13 protein-coding genes and 2 pseudogenes are annotated in these 15,758 nt (G+C 69.7%); 9 read left to right on the top strand and 6 right to left on the bottom strand.

Going from position 1 to position 15,758, the window contains the following annotated elements; translation table 11 throughout:
- Positions 1–258: 258 nt before the first annotated feature.
- The gene (locus ACZ4TG_RS08030) at positions 259–621 is read left to right on the top strand and encodes a DUF1330 domain-containing protein (protein ID WP_468160591.1); all 363 of its coding nucleotides are present in this window, start codon (positions 259–261) and stop codon (positions 619–621) included.
- Between the two features lie 85 nt (positions 622–706).
- Here the strand turns inward: ACZ4TG_RS08030 and ACZ4TG_RS08025 are convergent, their stop codons facing one another.
- Positions 707–1,429, bottom strand: coding sequence for a dienelactone hydrolase family protein (locus ACZ4TG_RS08025; protein ID WP_468160590.1), 723 nt, complete (start codon positions 1,427–1,429; stop codon positions 707–709).
- Positions 1,430–1,965: 536 nt separating this feature from the next.
- Here ACZ4TG_RS08025 and ACZ4TG_RS08020 point away from each other — a divergent pair.
- Positions 1,966–2,061: pseudogene (locus ACZ4TG_RS08020) on the top strand (IS5/IS1182 family transposase); the annotation flags it as partial.
- Between the two features lie 67 nt (positions 2,062–2,128).
- Here ACZ4TG_RS08020 and ACZ4TG_RS08015 read toward each other — a convergent pair.
- Positions 2,129–2,479 (bottom strand): DUF6193 family natural product biosynthesis protein, encoded by a 351-nt coding sequence (locus ACZ4TG_RS08015; RefSeq protein ID WP_468161418.1) that lies wholly within the window; start codon positions 2,477–2,479, stop codon positions 2,129–2,131.
- Positions 2,480–3,053: 574 nt separating this feature from the next.
- Here ACZ4TG_RS08015 and ACZ4TG_RS08010 point away from each other — a divergent pair.
- Together ACZ4TG_RS08010 and ACZ4TG_RS08005 are read left to right on the top strand one after the other, a co-directional pair.
- Positions 3,054–3,227 (top strand): annotated as a pseudogene (locus tag ACZ4TG_RS08010) (NF041680 family putative transposase); the annotation flags it as partial.
- A 205-nt stretch (positions 3,228–3,432) separates the two neighbouring features.
- Positions 3,433–4,032, top strand: a complete 600-nt coding sequence (locus ACZ4TG_RS08005; protein WP_468160589.1) for a hypothetical protein — start codon at positions 3,433–3,435, stop codon at positions 4,030–4,032.
- 384 nt (positions 4,033–4,416) lie between these two features.
- On the opposite strand, the gene ACZ4TG_RS08000 is transcribed toward ACZ4TG_RS08005, so the two are convergent.
- Positions 4,417–5,532: a serine hydrolase domain-containing protein gene (locus ACZ4TG_RS08000; RefSeq protein WP_468160588.1), complete on the bottom strand. Its 1,116-nt coding sequence runs from the start codon at positions 5,530–5,532 to the stop codon at positions 4,417–4,419.
- Positions 5,533–5,801: 269 nt separating this feature from the next.
- Here ACZ4TG_RS08000 and ACZ4TG_RS07995 point away from each other — a divergent pair, with 269 nt between their 5' ends.
- From ACZ4TG_RS07995 to ACZ4TG_RS07985, 3 genes are all read left to right on the top strand, one after another.
- Positions 5,802–6,680, top strand: coding sequence for an AraC family transcriptional regulator (locus tag ACZ4TG_RS07995; RefSeq protein WP_468160587.1), 879 nt, complete (start codon positions 5,802–5,804; stop codon positions 6,678–6,680).
- 585 nt (positions 6,681–7,265) lie between these two features.
- Positions 7,266–8,141 (top strand): hypothetical protein, encoded by an 876-nt coding sequence (locus ACZ4TG_RS07990; protein ID WP_468160586.1) that lies wholly within the window; start codon positions 7,266–7,268, stop codon positions 8,139–8,141.
- A 174-nt stretch (positions 8,142–8,315) separates the two neighbouring features.
- A complete protein-coding gene (locus ACZ4TG_RS07985; RefSeq protein ID WP_468160585.1) occupies positions 8,316–9,017 on the top strand; it encodes a 2-phosphosulfolactate phosphatase in 702 nt (233 codons plus the stop codon).
- 89 nt (positions 9,018–9,106) lie between these two features.
- On the opposite strand, the gene ACZ4TG_RS07980 is transcribed toward ACZ4TG_RS07985, so the two are convergent.
- From ACZ4TG_RS07980 to ACZ4TG_RS07970, 3 genes are all read right to left on the bottom strand, one after another.
- Complete coding sequence (locus ACZ4TG_RS07980; RefSeq protein ID WP_468160584.1) at positions 9,107–10,135, bottom strand: calcium-binding protein; 1,029 nt, start codon at positions 10,133–10,135, stop codon at positions 9,107–9,109.
- Positions 10,136–10,811: 676 nt separating this feature from the next.
- Positions 10,812–11,165 carry a beta/gamma crystallin domain-containing protein gene (locus ACZ4TG_RS07975; RefSeq protein ID WP_468160583.1) on the bottom strand — a complete coding sequence of 118 codons (354 nt, stop codon included), beginning with the start codon at positions 11,163–11,165 and terminating at the stop codon, positions 10,812–10,814.
- A gap of 441 nt (positions 11,166–11,606) precedes the next feature.
- Entirely contained in the window at positions 11,607–12,887 is a 1,281-nt protein-coding gene (locus ACZ4TG_RS07970) for an FAD-dependent monooxygenase (protein WP_468160581.1), read from the bottom strand.
- A 219-nt stretch (positions 12,888–13,106) separates the two neighbouring features.
- Between ACZ4TG_RS07970 and ACZ4TG_RS07965 the strand changes: the two genes are divergently transcribed.
- The gene (locus tag ACZ4TG_RS07965) at positions 13,107–14,051 is read left to right on the top strand and encodes a LysR family transcriptional regulator (protein WP_468160580.1); all 945 of its coding nucleotides are present in this window, start codon (positions 13,107–13,109) and stop codon (positions 14,049–14,051) included.
- Between the two features lie 369 nt (positions 14,052–14,420).
- On the top strand, positions 14,421–15,536 hold the full coding sequence (locus ACZ4TG_RS07960; RefSeq protein ID WP_468160579.1) for a LamG domain-containing protein: 1,116 nt from the start codon (positions 14,421–14,423) through the stop codon (positions 15,534–15,536).
- The last annotated feature ends 222 nt before the right edge of the window (positions 15,537–15,758 follow it).

Here is a 15,758-nt window from a genome sequence, read left to right as displayed (position 1 = left end):
CCACCCACGTCGTCAAGACGCGGTCGTAGCGCACTCCGCGAGTGCCGCCGGACAAGCCGGCGGACCCGGAACAGGCACAGCTGGGGGTGCCGAGGCCGCTGGGCACGTCGCCGAGAGGCAGACCGTTGGGGCGTGCAGCGCCCCTGGAGTGTTTCGCCGACCCGGCGGCAATGACTTCTGAGGTAATCGCACCGCCCAACCGCCCTCAGCTACGTTCGTGGTCATCGCTCACCCCCCGGAAAACGAAGGAGCCCCGTGGTGCCCGCTTACGGCTTCGCTCATCTCCAAAGCCGCCGGAATCACTCCGACGTCATCGAGTACCTGGAGCGCATCCAGGCAACCCTCGACCCCTTCGCAGGCCGCTTCGTCATCCACGGTCCGCCGGCCGAAGTCGTGGAGGGCACATGGCCCGGCAGCATGGTGCTGATCGAGTTCCCCGGCCTGGCCGAGGCCCGTGCCTGGTACGACTCTCCGGCCTACCAGGCCATCCTGCGCCTGCGGACCGACCACATCGAAGGCGACCTGCTGCTGATCGAGGGCGTCGGGCCGAACTATGACCCGGCCGACCGGGCTCGCAAGCTGCAAACAGAAGCCAGCCGAGCGAGCCGGTCGACCAGGTAGTCCAGGTAGTCCAGCAGTCGCAGACGATGCGACGTCGCGGAAGCAGAACCCGTTGACCGCCCTCACGGCGCGGGCCCCTGCCGCCTCACTTCAGGTGCCGGCCGAAGAACCGGTTCCCGTCCTCCACCTCGAACCACGGGGTCCCGGTGTGTCCGCCCAGATTGGCGTGCAACGTCTTCTCCGTGGTGCCGAAGGCGTCGAACAGTTCCAGGGCCCGTTGCCGGGGGTTCCCTTCGTCGTCCCACTGCAGCAGGAACAGCAGCGGAACGGTGACCTGCCGGGCCTCCTCGCGCTGGGCGCGGGGCACGTAACCCCCGGCGAAGAAACCGGCTGCCGCGATGCGCGGCTCGACCACCGCAAGGCGGATGCCTACGGCGGTCCACCCCGAGTACCCGACCGGGCCGCCGATCTCGGGCAGCGCAAGGAGGGCGTCCAGGGTGGCCCGCCATTCCGGGACCGCCCTTTCGACCAGCGGGCCGATGAGGGACTCGAAGATCTCGTCGACGGGCTCGCCGGCCTGCATCGCCCGGCGGAGGCCGGCGCGAGCCTGCTCGTCGGCGGCGGAACGGGGCCGGTCACCGCACCCGGAGGCGTCGATGGTGGCCACCGCGTAGCCGCACGCCGCAGAGTGCCGGGCCCGGGCCACCAGCCGGGCTGCCCCCTTGGGCAGGCCGTTGTTGTGGGCCATCAGGATCAGCGGGACCGGTGTGGCGGACTCAGGCGTCCACAGGGTGCCGGGGATCTCGCCGAGGGTGAATTCGCGTTCGAGGACGCCGTCGTCGAGGCGCTGTTCGGAAATGAAATGCATGGTCGTGCCTTTCGGGAGTGCTCGTGAACGGCGCTCCCGGACGACCTGCCTATCGTCCGACCGTGACCCCGGAGGGGAGCACCCATGTCGATACTGCGTTCACGGGTACCACCTCCTCGTTCTCTCGCACGGCCTCCAGGAAGGTAGCAGTGGCCGTCGTGGTCCGCCAAGGGGGTTTTCGCGGATGCTCCGTGGCCGTTGCACAGCGTGGCCCGGGCGTCGTCGAAGGTTCACGTCGACCGAATCAAAATGCTCAAGCGCCAGCTGTTCGGCCGGGCCGGCTTTCATCGCCTCCGCAAGCGCGTCCTGCTCTACTCGTGAATGGCACCGGCCGAGCGAAGCGAGCGCCCGAGGTCTCCGGTGAGGATGCGGGGGTGGCGTCGCCACCACCACAGGTCCGGGCCGGGCAGCTTGTGAAACCGATCGAGTGCTTGGCCGTCGTCGTCGACGGTCGCGCGAATCCGTCCGGGCGACCGAGTTGTGTCCCGCCGGAGGCTGGCGGGCCCCCAGCATGATCAAGATGAGGCGATCTCGCCGTGGCTGGTGTGATCACGGCGTCGGAGCCGTCCTGGGCAGCCGCGTTCAGCGGGCTGAGTCCGGGGCGGTTCGGGAAGCTGGTGACCGTTCTGCGGCCCTTTACGGGGCAACTCTTGGCCCTGCCATCATTGCCGGTGCCGGTCAGATATCTGGTTCGCGCGTTCATCCATCGTGTTCGGCGGTTCCCGCGACGGCCGGACCGAGATCGGTGGCGAGGTGGCACACCGCCAGGGCGACGGCTTCCCGTGCTGTGGTGGCCTCGCCGAGAACGTCGTCAGAGAGGGGATGCCTCAACACGCGGTACGAGCCGCCCTTGGACGACGGAGCGATGGATACCTCAATGCGGAACGGGAACCCGGTGCAGGAGCTGAAGCCGAGCGTCCAGTGGCTGGAGAAGGCATAGAGCTGTCGCAGCCTCGGTTCGGCATGAGCCGCTTCTGCGAGTTCGCCGAACTCAGGAAAATCCGGTGCCTCGGCTGCCTCCTTCCGCATCGTGCGCCACTGCAGTTCCACCACTGCGGCCGGCCCCTGTTCGTGGGCCTCGGCGCGCTCACTGGAGTGCAGAAACGGCAGCTCCGCCCGCAGCTCCCGCAGGCTCCTGCCCCTTCCCCACCCCACACCAGCCCTGACGACATCCGCCAGGTCAGACGTGGCTCCGGTGATGAGTTCGACTCCGCAACTCCAGCCGGAGACACCGAACCAGCGGCTCTCGGCACCGATGTGGACGGACAGCGGCTTGCGCTCAGGGACCGACGAGGCGATGCCGGCCGAAACGAGCGGGCCCCAATCGCCGGGTACCGCTGGGAGATCGACACCGAGTTCGGCCGCCAGCTGTTCCAGCGCTGCGGCCAGGCTGCCCGCAGCAGCCAGGTCAGGGTAAAGGTCAGAGTCCACCTCCACATTCTGCCGTCGCGACGCCACCAATTCGCTCCGCTGGTCGCTCGACAGTTTTGCCGACCAGGTGGGCGGCACCCTCCAGGACTTGACGGTGTCGTCCGGATCCACCTGCTCGTCTTCACTGCCTTCGAAGAACCGCAGGACGTAGACCAAGGCCTCGGCCAGGGCATGGTCAGCGACGAGTACCCGGGCCGGGTTGCCGCTGTCGAGGGCGGTGGACGGTCGGCTGGTGCTAGCCGTCGACGTCTCGCCGTGGTTGCGGCCGGACGCGAACACCGGTGCCGAACAGTCCTTTTGTCGTAGCTTGGGCCGGGAGGAAGGCAAGCACCAGAGAGTGCCCGGCCGGCCCTACTCGGTCTTCGCGATCGACTCGTTCCACCGGATGCGGGGGAGCGCCGGAGCGTTGGACCCGCATGGGGCTCGCCCACGAGGCGGCTCACGCCCTGGCGGGCGGAGGTGCTGTGTGGGGAATCCTGCCGTTTCGGCCGTGGCTCCGGGCAGGATGCGGGATCGTCGTCGACGTGGCCGTCGAGAGCGTGCGGCCAGGGCAACGGGTAGGGGAGGCATTGGTGGAGGAGATCTGGACGACGGATGAGTACGGGGCCTCGCACGAGGGCCGTGTCGGGGTGCTCTTGGGGGACGGGACTGTGCCGGAGCCCGTGTACTTCGATGCCGGCTCCGGGTCGGGCGGGCAGCGGGTGAAGCACTGGAGTGTCTACGACGGCCGGTGGCCCCGGGGCCCGCGCGCGGCCGTCCTGCGGGCCGTGTGCTCCTGCGGCTGGACGGGCCCCGAGCACCCACTGGACTGGGAGGCGGTCGGCGACCGGCCTCTGCGCGAGGTGGGTATGGACGAGGCGGACACCTGTCAGGACGACTGGGACGAGCACACGATGCGGGTGGAGGAGACCACCGTCCCCGTCCCCCTTGAAGTCACCGAACTCCTGGAGCGGCTCGAGGAGGAGATCGAGAAGCTCGCCAAGACGTCCCCGGTGGCCGCGGTCAAAGCAGCCCGCCAGCTGGAGATCACGGCGGCCCGGGTGGCTTACTGGCCCGCTCACGACACCCGTCACGACCTGACTCCCGAACAGGCCGCGACCGGGCTCGGACTCAGCCCGGCCGCCGCGCGAAAGCTGCTGGCCCGGTACGGCGGGTGGAGTCCCTACAGCTGACCCACCCCCCCTGAGCCCGGATGCTGCCCCGATCACCGTGTGCTCCGCTTGCCGGGGCAGGTCGGTCTCTGGAAGGCCGACCACAGCGCCAAGGCGCCGTACGAACGGAGAGGCCGCTTGACGGACCCCGGCGCGAGCCGCCACCCCACCGGTGGCGACCCGCGCGGTCATGCGTCCGGGCCAGGTCCTGGGTCTCCCCGTCGGGCTGACGCGCCACCTCCGGACCGGCCCGGTATCTGCGCGGTGGGTCAGAGTGCGGTCTCGTAGACGACGGTGGTGTTCGGGCAGTCTTCCGCGATACCGAGGAGGGCTTGGCGTTCGGCTGCGGAACTGCGAGCGGGAGAGGGCAGCCCGTGCAGCAGGCACGGACTGACCCTTGCGCCGTCAGTGCAGTCCGCCGTAGGCGGCCATGATGATCTCCATGCCGCGGTTGTCCTCCTGCCGGTCCCGGTCGATCATCTGGTTCATGACATAGGCCACCGTCATGCGTGAGTCGGGATCGCTCACGACCAGCGAGCCGCCCCAGCCGCCCCAGCCGAAGGCGTTGCCGAACTTGCCGAAGCCCACCGTCCAGGACATCGGCGTGCGCAGGACGCGGTCGTCGCCGCGGAACACCTCCTGCCACGCGGGCTCACAGCCTTGGGGGGACAGCAGTCGCACGCCGCCGGCCGATCCCTGGTTTGCCAGTACCGATTGGGCGAGGGCGACCGACCGAGCGTTGCCGAAGCCGTTCACCGCAGGGATCTGCGCGCGACGCCAGGCCACGGAGTTGACGTCCCTCACCCGGATCGCGGCACCGGCGTACTCCCGGCGTGCGCCGTCCGGTCCGGGCGGTGCGCTGGAGGCGTACTCGTCGGTCAGTGACGGCGGCGGGATGAGCGGTGCCACGCGGTGGTCATGCTCCGCCGGGAGCCCGATGTGGAAGTCCGCGCCCAGCGGCTTGGCCACCTCTTCGGCGAAGAACTCGCCGAGACTGCGGCCGGTGATGCGGCGGACGATCTCACCGACGAGGAAGCCGAAGGTGAGCGCGTGATAGCCGGCGGCCGTTCCGGGTTCCCATTCGGGAGCCTGCGCGGCCAGCCCCGCCGTCACGCTCTCCCAGTCGTAGAGCTCCTCGACCGCCGTCAGCCCGGACAGGTCCGGCAGTCCCGCGGTGTGCGACAGAGCGTGCCGTACCAGCACGCTCTCCTTGCCGGCCACGGCGAACTCAGGCCAGTAGGCGGCGACCGGCGCGGACAGATCGAGCTGGCCCCGGTCGGCCAGGATCAGCGCACACAGGGCGATCATGTTCTTGGTCGTCGAGTTGACGCCGGTGAGGGTGTCCCGTTCCCAGCTGACGGAACGGTCCGCATCGGCATACCCACCCCAGATGTCGACCACCGGCTCGCCGTCAACGTAGACGGCCGCCGAGGCACCCACGTCGTCCTTGCCGAGCATGGCTGCAAGTGCCTCACGGACTGCGGCAAACCGCGGCTCGCACATTCCCTTGATATCAGTCATGGGCGTAAGGCTCAGGTAGCGCCAGGGCTGCCTGCCCGACAATTCCCGCTTTGGTTTTGTCGGGCGAGGCGCGATCGGATTTGTCTCAGCTCCATCAAGCCGTATCGGAAGCTGTTCCCACGGGGAACAGCCCCGGGATCACTCGTCGAGCATGTGTGTCACGACAGCCCGGCCGGTGCGGATCCCGCGGCTCCTGCGGCGGCTGAGGCCGGTTGGCAGGGTGGGCGTCCCTACAGTGGAGACACAAGGAAGAAGAAGGACGGATACACGTGCTGGAGCGGCTGAATCAGGCGCTGGACCACCTGGAGACCTGTCTCGACCGGGAGGTCGACATGGCCGAGGTGGCCCGGATCGCCGCGGTGTCGGAGTACCACTTCCGGCGGCTGTTCTCCGCGCTCGCCGGGATGCCGCTCCCGGTCTACGTGCGGCGCCGGCGGATGACGCTCGCCGGGGCCGAGGTGCTGGCGGGGGAGCTGACGCTGCTCGACGTCGCGGTGCGGTACGGGTACGGCTCGGGCGAGGCGTTCGCCCGGGCGTTCCGGTCGGTGCACGGCATCGGGCCGGGCGAGGCCCGGCGCACGGGCGCGGTGCTCACGTCGCAGCCGCGCATGTCCTTCCGTGTCGTCGTCGAAGGCGGTACGACCATGCGGTACCGGATCGTGGAGAAGGAGTCGTTTCGGGTCGTCGGCAGGAAGGCCCGGGTCCCCCTCGTGCACGAGGGGGTCAACGCGGCCGCCACGGCGCACGCGGAGAGCCTGGACGAGCAGGCGATCGTACGGATGAAGGAGCTGGTCCACCGGGAGCCGGAGGGGGTCCTGTCGGCCGTGGTGCACCTGACCGACAGCCGGGAGGAGGGCGCCGAGGTGGACTACTGGATCGGCGTCGTGACCGGTCCCGAGGCGGCCGCCGAGGACCTCGACGCCCTCGACGTGCCGGGCGGGACCTGGGCGGTCTTCGACAACCACGGGCCCTATCCGAGCGCCCTCCAGGCGCTGTGGCGAGACGTGTTCACGCAGTGGTTCCCCTCGAACCCGTACGTGAGCCGGCCAGGTCCGGAACTCCTGCGGACGCAGCCGGTAGAGATCGGCGCGGAGACCGGCTCCCAGCTGTGGATCCCGGTGGAACGGCGCAGCAGCGTGGCTGCGTAGGCGGAGGGATTTCTGCGAAGCTGGCCAGGACTGGTGGGCTGGCCGTCGCACCCCAGATCTGGAGTTCGGCACATGTCCCGTCACTCTCCTGCCCGCCGGGTCGACGTGGAGAGTCTCTTCCCGGAGCTCCGCCCCTTCCGCCGCGACTCCGTCCGCCTGCACCCGCGCCCCGAGGAACGACCTGTCACGAGATCTCCGCGACGCACTCGAGGACCGCTTCGAGGGACTGCACGCGGAGACCGGGCTGCGGTACTCGTCCCATCTCGCCGACGCGCCAGGGTTCAAGCTGGGCGGCTATCCCGGCTGGAGACAGGAGCCGTGCTGGCCGGACTGTGAGTCGTGCGGTGGCCGGATGGAGCACCTTCTGACCGTCACCGAGGGGGAATTCGACACCGAGTCATGGCGAACGTGGCTTCCTGAGGAAGAGCGGCCCAGCGGCGAGGGGCTGTGGAGTCGGGCGCCGCGGCGGTTGGCTCCGAGTAGCCGAGCCTTCTGAGTTGAACGCGTTCAGTCCGGCGGGCAGAATGGATCGAGCCGCCGCCCGGCGGACGCGTTCATTTCGCCGTGCCACGAGGGGGGTTGACCGTGGACCAGAAGCGGTCGTACGGCCGGATGCTGCTGGTTTCGGCGCTCGTGGGCTGCCTGGAGGTCGCGCTCGCCGTCGTGGTGGTTCTCCTGTACGTCCGCACGCAGCCGCCGCCGGACACCGCGGTCGACTACACCACCCTGGTGGCGGCCCTGTTCTCCTTTGGCGCGATCGTCGTCGTGATCGCGTTCCTGCTGTCCCTGGTCTTCGTGCTGCCTGCGGTGGCGCTGGCCGACCTGTTCGGTCGCCGCATCGGTGGCCGCGAGGTGTGGTGGTGGGTGCCGCTGATGGTGGCGGTTTTGGTGGCACCTCCGATCGTGGCGTTCGCGGCGTACAACAGTGTGGAGACGCGGTCCGTGCTCGCCTTCTGGGCGGAGGCCACGGCCGCGCTCTCGGTGGGCGGCCTGGTCGCCCGGCCCCGGCACCCGGGACTGGTCCGGCAAGTGGCCCTGTGGGGCACGGCGGTGGTGGCGGGGACGGCCCTCTTCGGTGTACTCGGGCTCACCGTCGGGCTGCTGCCCGCGTACGAGCCGCCGTCGATCGGTCCGGCGACCATGGCCGGCAGCTGGGTCGACCACCGGGGCGGCTCGCTGGTCTTCGCGTCGGACGGCCGGGTCACGGCCTCCGGCGTCGGCGAGCACGACCCCGACGACCACCCCAGCGGCGCTTCACGGCAGTGCACGGGCTCCGGCACCTGGTCGTACGAGCCCGGGAGGGACGCGTGGGCCCAGGAGGTCCGCATCCACGTCCCGGGGTGTTCCTGGCCGGCGTGGAGCGTCGGCGGCACCGACCGCACGCCCCGGATATACCAGCACATCGGTCACTCGGATTCCGGGAAGCTGTACCAGCTGCGGAAGGCCGCCAACGGCTCCTGATGCCGGAACGCTACTGCGGCGACGCCGAGATGCGGGCCGCCTGGCTCTGGGGGGCCGGAAGGAGCGGGCCGCCTCGCTGATCGCGGACCGATCGCGGGGGTGGAGCCCAGTGGACGATGTGATGCGCATCACCCTCTGGGTGCCTCGGGTCGGGCATGCGCGATCATGACCGGAATGGACGCTCGTTTGCTTGGTATCACTGATCTGGTCGAAGCCCCGTCCGTGGCGGTAGTGGTCGACGTCATGCGTGCTTTCACCGTGGCTGCCTGGGCCTTTGCCCAGGGGGCGGAAAAGATCGTTCTTGCTGAGTCGCTGGATGAGGCCCTGGCGCTCAAGGCTCGCCACCCGGATTGGGTCGCGGTCAAAGACGGTCCGCCTGCGCCCGGGTTCGATACCGTCAACTCGCCGGGCCTGATGCGGTCTATGGACCTTGGCGGACGGACCGTCGTGCAGAAGACCACGGCAGGGACAGTGGGCGCCCTTGCCGTCAAGGACGCGCCGCTGGTGCTGTGCGCCAGCTTCGTGGTGGCGGGGGCAACGGCTCGGCTCTTGCGGGCGCGCAAGAGTGACAGTGTCACGTTCGTGGTCACTGGCGAAGATGGGCAGGCCGACGAAGATCTGGCGTGCGCTCAGTACATCGCTCGTAGGGTCACCGAAGCAGGTGCGGACGCTGCTGAGTTCCTCCGCCGCGCTGCCGAGTCGCGCGCCGCCGCCGAACTGGCGGAGGGGGTGCGTCAAGGAGTCCATCCTGATGACGTTGCGCTCTGTCTTGAGGTCGACCGGTTTCCCTTTGCCATGGTGGCGACCTTGGAAGGCGCGCTCATGGTCCTGCGTCCGCACGCGATGCCTTCGCTGACTGCTGGGGATCCGGTCTGATCGCTGATCCTTGGGGGATATCGGTACAGCCGGTGGCGCCGAGGCCGGCGCCGCCCGGGGGAGCCAGGCACGCAAGGCACGCTGGGCGTTCACCGCTCACAGTGCGCTTCGCGTTCGCCCCGGCATATGTCGGTGCCGTCGCCACCCTGCAGATAGTCATTGCCATCGTCGCCCTGGAGCGTGTCGTTACCGACCTCGCCGAAGAGGTCGTCGTTCCCTACTCCGCCCCAGAGCTTGTCCCATCCCTCGTCGCCTTCGACATGGTCGTTACCGGCCTCGCCATCGAGCTGGTCCCAGCCGGCGCCTCCGAGCAGGATGTCGTCGTCGACGCCGCCACGCACGAAGTCCTCACCCGCGTCACCGTGGACGACGTCTGGATCGGCGCCGCCGGTTACCTGGTCGTTTCCGTTTCCGCCGCGCACGTAGTCTTTGCCGTTCCCGCCGTCAAGGCGGTCGTCTTGGTCGCCGCCAAAGAGGCGGTCACGGTCCTGCCCGCCGTCAAGAACGTCGTGGCCGACATCTCCGATGAGTTCGTCCTCGCCCCTGCCGCCTTGGAGGATGTCGCCGCTCTGGAGCGCATGGAGATAGTCGTTGCCGTCCTCGCCGTCAAGGGCGTCGCTGCTGGGCCCGCCGGTCAGGTGGTCGTCGCCCGGCCCGCCGTAGACGTGGTTGTCGGAGTACCCGCCGTAGAGCTTGTCGTTGCCGGCATCGCCCCACAGATAGGCCTGGCCGGAACCCGCAAGCATGTCATCGTTGCCGTCACCACCGAAGAGGGAAGTGAACAGCTTGATATCGCGGGCGATCTCGACATCGTCGTCGCCGTCGTCCGCGCGGACGACGACCCGCAGAATTCCGGCGGCAGGGCAGCGGACTTCCGCGCCCGCCACACACCCGTCACCCGCAGTGAGGGTGGCTCCCGAGTCCGTGACGACCAAGTCGGTCCCCGACACGGTGACCTTGATCCTGTTGGCCGCCCCCGCTTCCGCCAGCACAGCCAGGTTCTTCTGCGGGCTCACAGACACGCTGGTGCCCGCCGCATGGACAGTCCCGGCGGAACCGAGCACCTGTACGGGCGCCAGGAGCGTCATCGCGGCGAGCCCGACCCACAACTTCCTCATCGCGCGAACTCCCGTGTGAGTGCTGTCGGTTGTCGTGCGCAAAGGATGCGGCGATCCGCGAGCCGCCAGCGGCTACCGAGGGGTGGCACGGAAAGGACAGCTGCCGTTGTATTGCGGGCCCAACGATCCGGGGCGGGGGTGTCCGAGCGTCGCTCGGTTCGGCCGTCTTCACATGGGCGGCCGACTTGTCGAAACGGGCCAGGCAGACCTGCCGCTTCTCCTTCCAGGGTGTTACGCATCTCGGCGCGGCGGCAACTCGAGGGGAACGGCTCCGCCGGCACGTGGCCTGCCATCACCATCCAGAACGTGCGCCATGCGGCGACCTGGACGGCGAAACGGGCACCGTCACCGGCTGCCGCCTGTGGGCGGCGAGGCCCAACCGGGCCAACGCCGTGAGCCGGCTCGCCGCCGCCGTGGCCCGGATCGGCGAGTACGAGTGGCCGGTCCGGCTCACCGACGACCGGCCCCATCACTGCGGCAGCTTATGTCGGCGGCCGGGCCGCAACGTCGTCAGATGTGCTGATGTCGGCCACGCTCGAAAGGCATGGCCGACATCAGCGAGCCGGTGGCGAGTGGATTCATTCCGCGGAAATCCGGGTCATCATCCGAGAGGTGACAGAATCCCGGATCGGAAACTCGGCGAAATCGCGGATCCGTGTCGCCAGCTCCTACCTCGTCAGAGGATTTCGATGTCGTTGACCTTCGGCGGGCGGTTCGGGAAGGTGATCTCGTGCCACCGCTCGACCTTCACCGAGTCGCCATTCGCGTCGAAATAGATCAAGTCGTTGTTCCCCGTGGAGATCTTGTCGATCCACCACCCGCCGAACGACGTCCTCCCGCGGTTCGCGTAGCAGTCCACGCTGGTACGCCCGCTGCCGTCATGCGACCAGATCTTCAGGAAGTTCTCTCCGCCACGGCAAGGGATGTGGTCGATGGCATAGGCATTGCTGGGCAGGGCCACGGTCACAGTCGCGGCCGCGGCGAACGCCACGGCCGCAGAACGAGCGGCCTTCTTCATTTTCGAGATCACGACTTGCTCCTTATTCCGCGTGCTGAGCTGGGAAGGCGGTACGCAAACCGCAGTGATGGCATGCCGATTAGACGGACAGCCCCACAGTGACGCCTTCGCTTCGTCTCGCTTCGTGCCTGCCTAATGACGATCCTGTGAGACTGCTGTACATGGCAATCTTCTTTGGAGGTCCCGGCTGGAATGTGCTCCCGAATGTCCAGAACGGGGCCGGTTGGGTGATCTGGCAGGTTGAAAAGTAATATCGTCGCTGCCCTGCCGCCGACCCGTGAACACGCTGCCGGCCGCCCCGACTGTGCGGCCGCCCTCGGCGATGCGGGAGCGGGTTGAGATCGCGCCGGCGCAGGGGTGTAGCAGTGCGGTCCGCTGTGAGCCCGGATGCCGCGTGCGCGGATGACGGTTGCTCGGGGTCCTGCTCGCTGGAGGGGTGTGTCGGCCGGCCCCTCAGCGCGCCGGGTCCGTGGGGCGGCGCGGGACCGTCCAGGACGCGTGGGTGTTGACCTGGGTCACGGTGGCCTGGCCCAGCCTTTTGTAGTGTGTCGCGATCTTCTCTGCCTGCCCGGCGGGCAGGGCCCCGCCGTGGTCCTGGGCCTTCGCGATGATCTCCTCCGGTCCGAGCTCCCGGTTGGCCAGGACGACCGCGTTGACGGCCGGCCGGCGCGTCCGGTCGTAGCGGCGGAGTGCGGCCGCGGGGTCGTTCTCCCGGGCCAGGCACCAGGCCAGCACACGGGTGTCGACGATGGACTGCGATCCGCCGTTCATGCCCACGGGGTACATCGGGTGTGCGGCGTCGCCGAGCAGGGTGACGCGTCCGAAGCTCCAGCGCGGCAGGGGATCGCGGTCCAGCATCGGGTACTCGAAGATCGCTGAGGAGCGTTCGCCGAGCGTCGCCAGGTCGATCCACGGCAGGTTCCAGGACGACAGCCCGGCGCGGGCCTGCGCCGCCGTGATGCGACGGCCGGTGCCGTCCGGAGGCGGGGCGGACGACCCGTGTCCGCGCCCGTGCCCGTGCCCGTGCCGAACCTCCAGCACCCAGTTCACCAAGGCTTCGCCATCGGCTGTCGTGGGGTCCTCGATCGGGTAGGCGATGAACTTCGCACCGGGCGTGCCCCCGGCCACCACGATCGAGCGGCCGTCGAGGATGTGCGGGTGGTGTGCGACGCCCCGCCACATGTGGACGCCGTTCCACTCCGGGCGGCTCTCCTCCGGGTAGAGCTGGGTTCGGACCGCGGAGTCGATGCCGTCGGCCCCGACCAGCACATCGGCGTCGGCAACGGCGGTCAGGCCGCTCGACCGGTCCAGGAAGTGGGCCCTGACGCCACCCGCGGTCTGCTCGAACCGCTGGAACAGCAGGCCGGTACGGACCGAGTCCGGCCCCACACGCTCGCGTACCGCCGCCAGCAACAGCATCTGCAGACGGCCGCGGTGGACGGAGTACTGCGGCCAGTGATACCCGGCCGCGCGCCCCAGCGGCTCCTCCCAGACCACTTCGCCCGCCCGGTCGCGGTAGCTCAGCCGGTGCGGGGGCAGCGCGACGGAGGCCAGCTCGGCGTCCAGCCCGAGTTCGGAGAGTTCCCGGACGGCGTGCGGCAACAGGTTGATCCCCACGCCGACCGCCTTGACCGTACGCGCCGCTTCGTACACTTGTGGCTCGAATCCGGCGGCGTGCAGGCTCAGGGCACACGTCAGCCCGGCGATGCCCCCGCCGACGACGGTCACTCTCATCGGTCTGTCCTTGCCCTTCGCCGGGCCATGGAGCCGGCCGACAGTCTGTTACCAGCCTCGGGACACCGGCCGCGGATGTCCAATACGCAGCGGTGATGGCAGCGGTCACGATCACTGATCGCACCGGGCGACGTCGCACCGGGCCTGGCCCGAGTCGGCCAGCCGGCGGCAGACATCACAACGCAGGCTCTCAACACCGGAGTTGATAAGTTGGCCGCCATGGAGCTCCGCACGCTTGAGTACTTCGTGGCGGTGGCGGAGGAGCGGTCGTTCACCAAGGCGGCGGTCCGCTGCCATGTCGTGCAGCCCGCGATCAGCCAGCAGATCCAGGCCCTGGAAAAGGAGCTGGGCGAGCCCCTGTTCGAACGGCTGCCCCGACAGGTGGTCCTCACCTCCGGCGGCGCCGCCCTGCTGCCGCACGCCCGGGCCTGTCTGGCGTCGGCCGCGTCGGCCGTCCGGGAGTTCGCCGACCGTTCCGGTCTGCTCAGTGGATCGTTCGCGCTGGGGACCGTCGGCGGTCTGGAAGGCACCGGCATTCCCCGGCTGCTGGGGGAGTACCACCGACGTCATCCCCAGGTCGCGGTGAGCCTCACCGGGGCGTCGAGCCCGTCTCTGCTGGCGAAGGTCCGCGACGGGCAGATCGACGCGGCCGTGATCGCGGGACCGCCGGAGGGCGCGCCCGCCGCCGTCGCATCACGGGTGCTCCTGGAGGACCGGATCGTGGCGGTCCTCCCCGCAGGAAGCTGGACCGCGAACCGTCCGATGACCCTCGACGAGGCGGTTCGGAGCCCGGTCATCAGCTACGGCCCCGACAGTGGGGTGCATGCGTTCATCCGTGAGGCCTTCGCCGCGAAGGCGCTGCGGCTGGACATCGCCTACGCGACGAACGACGTCGCCCTCCAAGTCGCGCTGGTCGCGGAGCGGATCGGTATCGCCCTGACCTCCCACGCGAGTCCGGTCCTCGCTGCCGACCCGAGGTTCGTCGTCGTGCCGCTGGAGCCCGCCATCCGGTTGCGGAAGGTGTTCGTCTGGCGCCCGGGCGCCCGGCCGAGTGCGCCGTTGCGGGCCTTTCTCGACCTGTGGACGGAGCTGTCCGACCGCCGCGAGCTGTCCGACCGACCGACGGATGACGGGGCCGGCGCCAGGTCCACCGGCGGTGAATGACCTCCGGTGGGGTGGGGGGGGTGGGTCCTCCCCGGCGGGGAGGTCGGCTCCTGCGGTTCGGACCCCGGCATCCGGTGCGGTCGGGCGGTGGCCGGCCATAGGCCGAGCGGACGCGGTCCCGGGTCAACGCGGTGCACGGAGAACGCACCTGCCCGGCCGCTTGCAGGGCGGCTGTCCACCGGGCGGCTGCCAGAACCGCTGTCCACCGGGCGGTTGCCGCTGACCGGCCGGGGCGAGCCGACACCCCGGCCGGCCGACACCCCGGCCCGCGACCGCGGCCCCACCTGAGGGCTTCGCTCAGGGCGTCGAGTCCGTCTCGTGACGTACCGTCCGATGGCTGCCCGTCAGTCATGTTTTACGATCCGTGCCATGACTGACGGTACGGATCGCGCGAACACTCCCCAGCAGGACCCCGCCGCGGGGCAGGGCGGCTACGGATATCCCCAGGGGACGCCCGGCGGTTACGGCTTCCCGCAGCCCGGGCAGCCCAATCCGTACCAGCAGCCGCTGCCCCAGCCGTGGTCGGCGGGCGGGCCCCCGCAGCACCCCCAGGCGCCTGTGCCGCAGCCCTCGCCGGCCGCCTTCACCCCGTCGCCCCAGCCCGACTGGCAGGCGATGGCGGACCGTTCGGAGTCGGAGAAGAAGACGCGCAAGCGGATCTGGATGGCCGCCATCGCCGTCGCCGCGTGCGGCCTCGGCGTCGGCGCCGGGTTCCTCGTCCTGGACAAGGACGACAAGGGCGGGGAGAAATCGGGCCCCGGCCCCTCCCAGGCGGCGTCCGCCGCCCCGGGCCAGGATCCCTCCGACGCCAACGCGCCCACCGTCCCCGGCGAGCCGAACCTGCTGCGCGACCGCTCCGGCCAGATCAACATCGCGCTCAGCCCGGACGCCGTCCTCGGCAAGGTGGACAACGGCAACGTGCTGCGCCTGCGCAGCAACGGCAACTCCTACGCGCAGGCCGCCGAGCAGGTCGTCGACGCGTCCAAGAGCTTCACGGTCTCGGCGTGGGTCTACAACGAGGCCGACGGCGGCTCGCGCTTCGCGATAAGCCAGGGCGACGGCACCTCGTACTCCTTCGAACTCGGCCGTGAGGACAACGGCGGCAAGAAGGGCTGGGCGTTCCGGATGCAGACCGACGAGAAGGGGGCCGCGTCCACCGCCGTGGCAGCCGTCTCCGAGGGCCACAACACGGTGCGCACCTGGGCCCTGTTGACCGGCGTGTACGACGCCCAGGCCAAGACGCTGACGCTGTACGTCGACGGCAAGGAGGCCGGCCGCACCGCGGTGCCCGCGGCCTGGGCCGGCCAGGGGCCGCTGCAGCTGGGCCGATCCCGGCACCACGGGATCTGGAGCGGGCCCTGGGCGGGGGTCATCGGCCATGTGCTGGTGTGGGACAAGCCACTGACCGCCGATCAGGTGCTCGCCCTCAAGGGCGGAAAGCTGGACAAGGAGATCAAGCCCGTCGGCTCCTGGCTCATCGGGTGACCGTTCCGACCGAATTCACACCGGTTTGATCATCGCGGGCAGGTCACCCCGGTGGAGGGGCGCCTCACGAGTCGGCTAAGGTCACCGCTGGCCCGGATTCCGGGCCGACGTCCGTACCAGAGAACATCCAGCAGACCGCCCGGCACAGGGTGCGCGGCCGAGACTCCACGACGTGAAGGCCCTCAGCCGCCGAGGCGCTCGTGGGCCGTCGTTCTCGTCCGG

This window comes from Streptomyces sp. NPDC028314 (assembly GCF_055565795.1).
The sequence above is the reverse complement of the archived record's forward strand: the minus strand, read 5'-3'. Positions and strand labels throughout refer to the sequence as shown.